Source organism: Pseudomonas sp., assembly GCF_026224925.1.
Taxonomy (GTDB): Bacteria; Pseudomonadota; Gammaproteobacteria; order Pseudomonadales; family Pseudomonadaceae; genus Aquipseudomonas.
In genome coordinates, this window is the sequence record NZ_JAMFRV010000666.1 from 1 (window position 1) to 5,061 (window position 5,061).

Annotated in this window: 6 protein-coding genes; 2 read left to right on the forward strand and 4 right to left on the reverse strand. The window is 56.6% G+C overall.

Annotation, left to right across the window (positions count from 1 at the left end):
* Positions 1–49 precede the first annotated feature (49 nt).
* The 4 genes from M0974_RS27710 to purM form a co-directional block, all read right to left on the reverse strand.
* Positions 50–229 (reverse strand): hypothetical protein, encoded by a 180-nt coding sequence (locus M0974_RS27710; RefSeq protein ID WP_297844744.1) that lies wholly within the window; start codon positions 227–229, stop codon positions 50–52.
* A gap of 405 nt (positions 230–634) precedes the next feature.
* Entirely contained in the window at positions 635–1,351 is a 717-nt protein-coding gene (locus M0974_RS27715) for a DUF3108 domain-containing protein (protein ID WP_297844746.1), read from the reverse strand.
* A gap of 8 nt (positions 1,352–1,359) precedes the next feature.
* Positions 1,360–2,010, reverse strand: coding sequence for a phosphoribosylglycinamide formyltransferase (gene purN / locus M0974_RS27720; RefSeq protein ID WP_297844748.1), 651 nt, complete (start codon positions 2,008–2,010; stop codon positions 1,360–1,362).
* A complete protein-coding gene (gene purM / locus M0974_RS27725; RefSeq protein ID WP_297844752.1) occupies positions 2,007–3,065 on the reverse strand; it encodes a phosphoribosylformylglycinamidine cyclo-ligase in 1,059 nt (352 codons plus the stop codon). Before purM ends, purN begins: the two co-directional genes overlap by 4 nt.
* 362 nt (positions 3,066–3,427) lie before the next feature.
* On the opposite strand from purM, the gene M0974_RS27730 reads away from it, so the two are divergent.
* Both M0974_RS27730 and M0974_RS27735 read left to right on the forward strand, forming a co-directional pair.
* Complete coding sequence (locus tag M0974_RS27730) at positions 3,428–4,498, forward strand: DUF2066 domain-containing protein (RefSeq protein WP_297844758.1); 1,071 nt, start codon at positions 3,428–3,430, stop codon at positions 4,496–4,498.
* 49 nt (positions 4,499–4,547) lie between these two features.
* The coding region (locus tag M0974_RS27735) for an AI-2E family transporter (protein ID WP_297844755.1) at positions 4,548–5,061 on the forward strand (514 nt) is incomplete at its 3' end.

The window sequence follows — 5,061 nt, forward strand, 5'->3', positions numbered from 1 at the left end:
AAACCCGCCGAGGCGGGTTTTGTTTTTACTGCGATTCCGAAATGACGTCTTACGTAGTGCGCTGGCTTTCCAGATTTTCGAGTTCAGCTTTGTACTGATGAGCTTCCGTCTCGTTATGGAACATCCCAACCAACAAGTCCTGTTGATGTACATCCCAGACCTGCTGGCCAGAAGCCTGGCTTTCATGGGATAGGTGGGAAAAGTCGCGTTCGGTAACTTTTACGGTCATCTAGAAGACTCCTGACACTTGGTGCTGCGACAACGCGTCGCAGGAGGCTTTTATATATTTTGTTAGGAGACTAAGTAAATAGCTTTTTTCTGCAATATACCTTTGTTAAAAATGCAGAAATGGCTCTAGGCGGCGTGTTACAAGGGGGTCGATTGGAATTTGATCCCCCCATGAAGATTCACTTCGGACAGCTTATGTTCAGGTTTGTGGTCGAGACAGCTGAAGATCCTTCGGCCATTATCGCGGGCAAGCGCGCTCCTACACTGAATTTGGGTTCATAACCCTCTGTTTCTGGCCTGGAGGAGCGCGCTCGTCCGCGATCGCTTCGGGGTCGCGCTCGACCGTAGCAGTCATAAAAAAGCCCCGCTAATTAGCGGGGCTCTGGGTGTTTCGCGATCAGGCTGATCAGCTGCCTTTAACGGTTCTGCCGTTAACTGTGCCTTCTTGCAGCATGATGTTGTATTCCTTGCCGTCGTTTTCAACCTGTTGCAGGCGAACCAGCAGGTAATCCCAATCTTTGGCGAACCACATCACGGTGATGCGTTTGCTTTGGGTTGGATCACGTACGCGTTCGACTTTGATTGCGTCGACCTGGCCGGCTTTGGTCGCGACTTTTTCTGAACCCAGGACGCGGAAATCATAAGTGTCTACTTCGTCGCCATCGACGACCTGGTAACTCATGCTCTTCTTGCCAGCGGCTACGTCATTTTGCAACGCCAACTGGTAAGTCGATTTATCGAGGATGCCGCGGTTAAGTGGAACAGTGAACGCGGTGCCGCGATCAGTCCCGTTGATGACTTTGGCCGCCCAATCGAATGTCATGTCGACTTTCTTGGATTTACCCAAGCCGCCACGTTCGAAGTTGTAGGTCTGCGGCAGCAGGGCGTCTTTGTCGACTTTCAGCGTGCTGACTTCGGTCAGGCTGGCAATCATCATCGACGCCTTGAAGCTCAGTGACCACGTGTCATTGGCATTCTTGGTGAGCGTGCGCTCAGCAGTACCGCCGCTCATGGGCAGTTGCTTCCAGTCAGCGGTGTACGTAGCAGAATAGGGTTGCAGGTCAGCGGCCTGAACAGCAGGCAGTGCGAGCAAAGCCAAAGCGAACAGCAAAGCGCGACGCATAGTATCTCCTAGGTTCGAATCAAGTGGCCACGGGCCCCAAGTAACTGGCCGTCCAGCGATGCACCGTGTTCACCAAGGCTCAATCGGCCTTCGGCAAACCAGCGAATGGCCAGCGGATAAATCTGATGTTCCTGAGCGTGAACGCGTTGCGCCAGGCTGCTTGGCGAATCATCTGACTCTACCGAAACTACAGCCTGTACGACCAGAGGACCCCCATCGAGTTCCTCTGTCACGAAATGCACGCTACAGCCATGCTCCTGATCGCCAGCTTCCAGCACACGTTGGTGAGTGTGCAAGCCTTTATACAAAGGTAACAGCGAAGGATGGATATTGATCAGTCGGCCTTGGTAGTGACGAACGAATGCCGCGCTCAAGATTCGCATGAACCCGGCGAGGACTACCAGCTTGGGATTGAAAGTGTCGATCAGTTCGATCAGAGCCGCGTCGAAGGCCTCGCGACCTTCAAACGTGGTGTGATCAAGGAGGCGGGTTTCGATGCCCGCGTCCTTGGCGCGCTGCAGGCCGAACGCATCGGCACGGTTGGAAATCACCGCGCAGATTCTGGCCGGTTGATCGACGCCGTGCAGGTGATCGATCATGGCTTGCAGGTTGCTGCCGGTGCCGGATAACAGCACCACCACATCACACGTTGACATCAATGTGCCTTGAGGTTTTTCAGTTCGACCTGCGCAGCGCCTTCCGCGGCAGTTGCAATCTGGCCAATGACCCACGGTTGCTCGCCCGCTTCACGCAGAACGTTCAGTGCTATTTCAACGTGTTCTTGAGCGACACAGATCACCATGCCTACGCCGCAGTTAAGGACGCGGTGCATTTCTGTTTCGGCAACGTTGCCTTGCTGCTGCAACCAGTCGAACACGGCCGGACGCTGCCAACTGGCGACGTCGACGACAGCCTGAGTACCGGCCGGCAGTACGCGCGGAATGTTATCCAGCAAACCGCCGCCCGTGATGTGGGCCATGGCCTTGACGGCGCCAGTGTCCTTGATCAGCTTGAGCAACTGCTTGACGTAGATACGCGTCGGCGCCATCAGCAGATCGGTCAGCGGTTTGCCGTCGAGTTGAATGGTTTCGATGTCGGCGCCAGCCACTTCGATGATCTTGCGGATCAGCGAGTAACCGTTGGAGTGCGGACCCGAAGAAGGCAGGGCGAGCAGGGCGTCACCGGCAGCGACTTTGGAGCCGTCGATGATGTCGGCTTTTTCCACAACACCGACGCAGAAGCCTGCCAGGTCGTAGTCTTCGCCTTCATACATGCCAGGCATTTCTGCGGTTTCGCCGCCTACCAGCGAGCAGCCCGCTAATTCACAACCAGCGCCAATGCCAGTCACGACCTGAGTCGCGGTTTCGACGTTGAGCTTGCCGGTGGCGTAGTAATCGAGGAAGAACAGCGGCTCTGCACCACACACGATCAGGTCGTTGACGCACATGGCGACCAGGTCGATGCCGATGGTGTCGTGTTTATTCAGGTTCAGCGCCAGACGCAGCTTGGTGCCCACGCCGTCGGTGCCGGATACCAGCACAGGTTGCTTATAGCCAGCCGGGATTTCGCAAAGGGCGCCGAAGCCACCCAGACCGCCCATGACTTCCGGACGCTTGGTGCGCTTGGCAACGCTTTTGATGCGTTCGACCAATGCTTCACCGGCGTCGATGTCTACACCGGCGTCTTTGTAGCTCAGGGAGGGTTGCTTGCTCATAATCCAGGCCTTTAGGGGGGATTCGGGGAAACGACTGGTTAACAGGGCCAATCAAAAAATGCCGCGCTCTGAATAACGCTTCATTTCAGGGGCCGCTGCCATCGTCAGTCGGTGAAGGCGCGCGATTTTATCAGGCTTACAGGGCAGCGGCCATCCTTAGGCCGACGGGCAGGCGGTTCGAGAGAAAATAAATCAGCTTTATGCTGAGGCTGGCTCGTTTGCCAGCGTCTCTATAAGGTGTAGCTACTATTAATTGTGAATGAATTGACTGGATGTGTGGTCTCAACCGCATCAGTTGCCTCACGCGTTCTTTTTTCGTGTCATTTTTTGCCCTTTGGGAACCCTCCATGCGTCTTCCTACCCTGCGTTTTGCCAAATTATTGTGTGTGGGCTGCCTTTCACTGGTCAGCCTGCCGAGCTTCGCTGAGACCGTCAGCAATCTGTATCAGGTACGCGAACCCGTCACCGGGCAATCCCCTGAAGAGCGTACCCAAGCCACTCAACGTGCGCTGGAAACCTTAGTGTTGCGCCTTACCGGTGATCCTAAAGCTGCGCAAAGCGCTGGCCTGTCCGAGGTGCGTAAAGACCCTCAGCAGATCATCAGTAAGTACGGTTACGAGGCGGGTCCGCCAGAAAGCCTGCTGGTGGATTTCGATCCAGTGAGCGCCGACAACTCGATGCGCAAAGCCGGCCTGCCGGTGTGGGGCACCAATCGTCCGGCGATTTTGGGCTGGTGGTTGAACGATGCTACCGATGGATCGAACCTGGTCGGCGACGGTCAGGCCTTGGCTGAGCCGTTGCGCCGCGCCGCTCAACACCGTGGCTTGCCGTTGCGTTTGCCACTGGCTGACCTGAGCGAGCAAATCGTTGCCACGGCGAAGAATCTTGAAGGCACCGACCCTGCGCCGTTGAAAGACGCGTCTGACCGCTATGGTGTCGATGCGTTGCTGGCGGTGCATGCGCGAGAAAACGGTGGGCAATGGCAGGGCACCTGGCGCCTATGGCTTGGCGCGCAACGTGAGCAAGGCACCGCCACCGGCGCAGATACGGCTGCGCTGGCCGATGCGATAATGCTGGCAGTGAGCGAGCGTCTAGCCCCACGCTTTGTGGCCAAGCCCGGAGCATCCACCAGCCTTGCTCTGCACGTGCAAGGCATGACGTTGGAGCGCTACGCGCAATTGGGTCGCTTGCTGGACCCGTTCGGCGCGAAGCTGAAGTTGGTAGAGGGTGACGCCATTACCTACGAAGTCAGCGGCAGCGCTGATCAGTTGCGGTCGCAGTTATCGCTAGCGAAGTTGCAGGAGGTTCCGGCGAGCGAGGTTGCGCCGCTGGCACCTATCCAGTCGCCGGCCGAGGCGGGTGCTGCACCGGTTGCTCCCGTCGCGCCAGTGGCTGCGCCATCGTCGATACCCCAGCTGAATTTCCGCTGGTAGGCACAGAATTGTTTTATATCGATTTAACTCTCGGGTCTAAGGGGCAGTAATGGCTGATTCACGTCGTTGGTTTTGGATTGGCGGGGTTGCCCTGCTGTGCGTATTTGTATTTTTGCTGCACCCGATTCTCACGCCATTTTTGATCGCGCTGCTGTTGGCGTACATGGCTGACCCGTTGGTTGATCGGTTGGAAGCGCTTGGGCTGTCACGCACGCTGGGCGTGGTTGTGGTCTTCGGCCTATTCACGATGGTGTTCATGGCGTTGTTATTGGTCTTGGTGCCGATGCTCGCCAAGCAATTGTTCCGGCTATATGAGCTGGCGCCGCAAATCCTCGATTGGTTGCAGCACACGGCATTGCCTTGGACTCAGGCCAAATTGGGCTTGGCGGACGGATTTTGGAAGTTCGACAAGGTCAAGGCGGCTATCTCCGAGCACATGGGCCAGACCAGCGACATCGTCGGTATAGTACTGGCTCAGGCCACGGCATCAAGCTTGGCGCTGATCGGCTGGTTGACCAATCTGGTGTTGATCCCGGTGGTGTGTTTCTACCTGTTGCGCGACT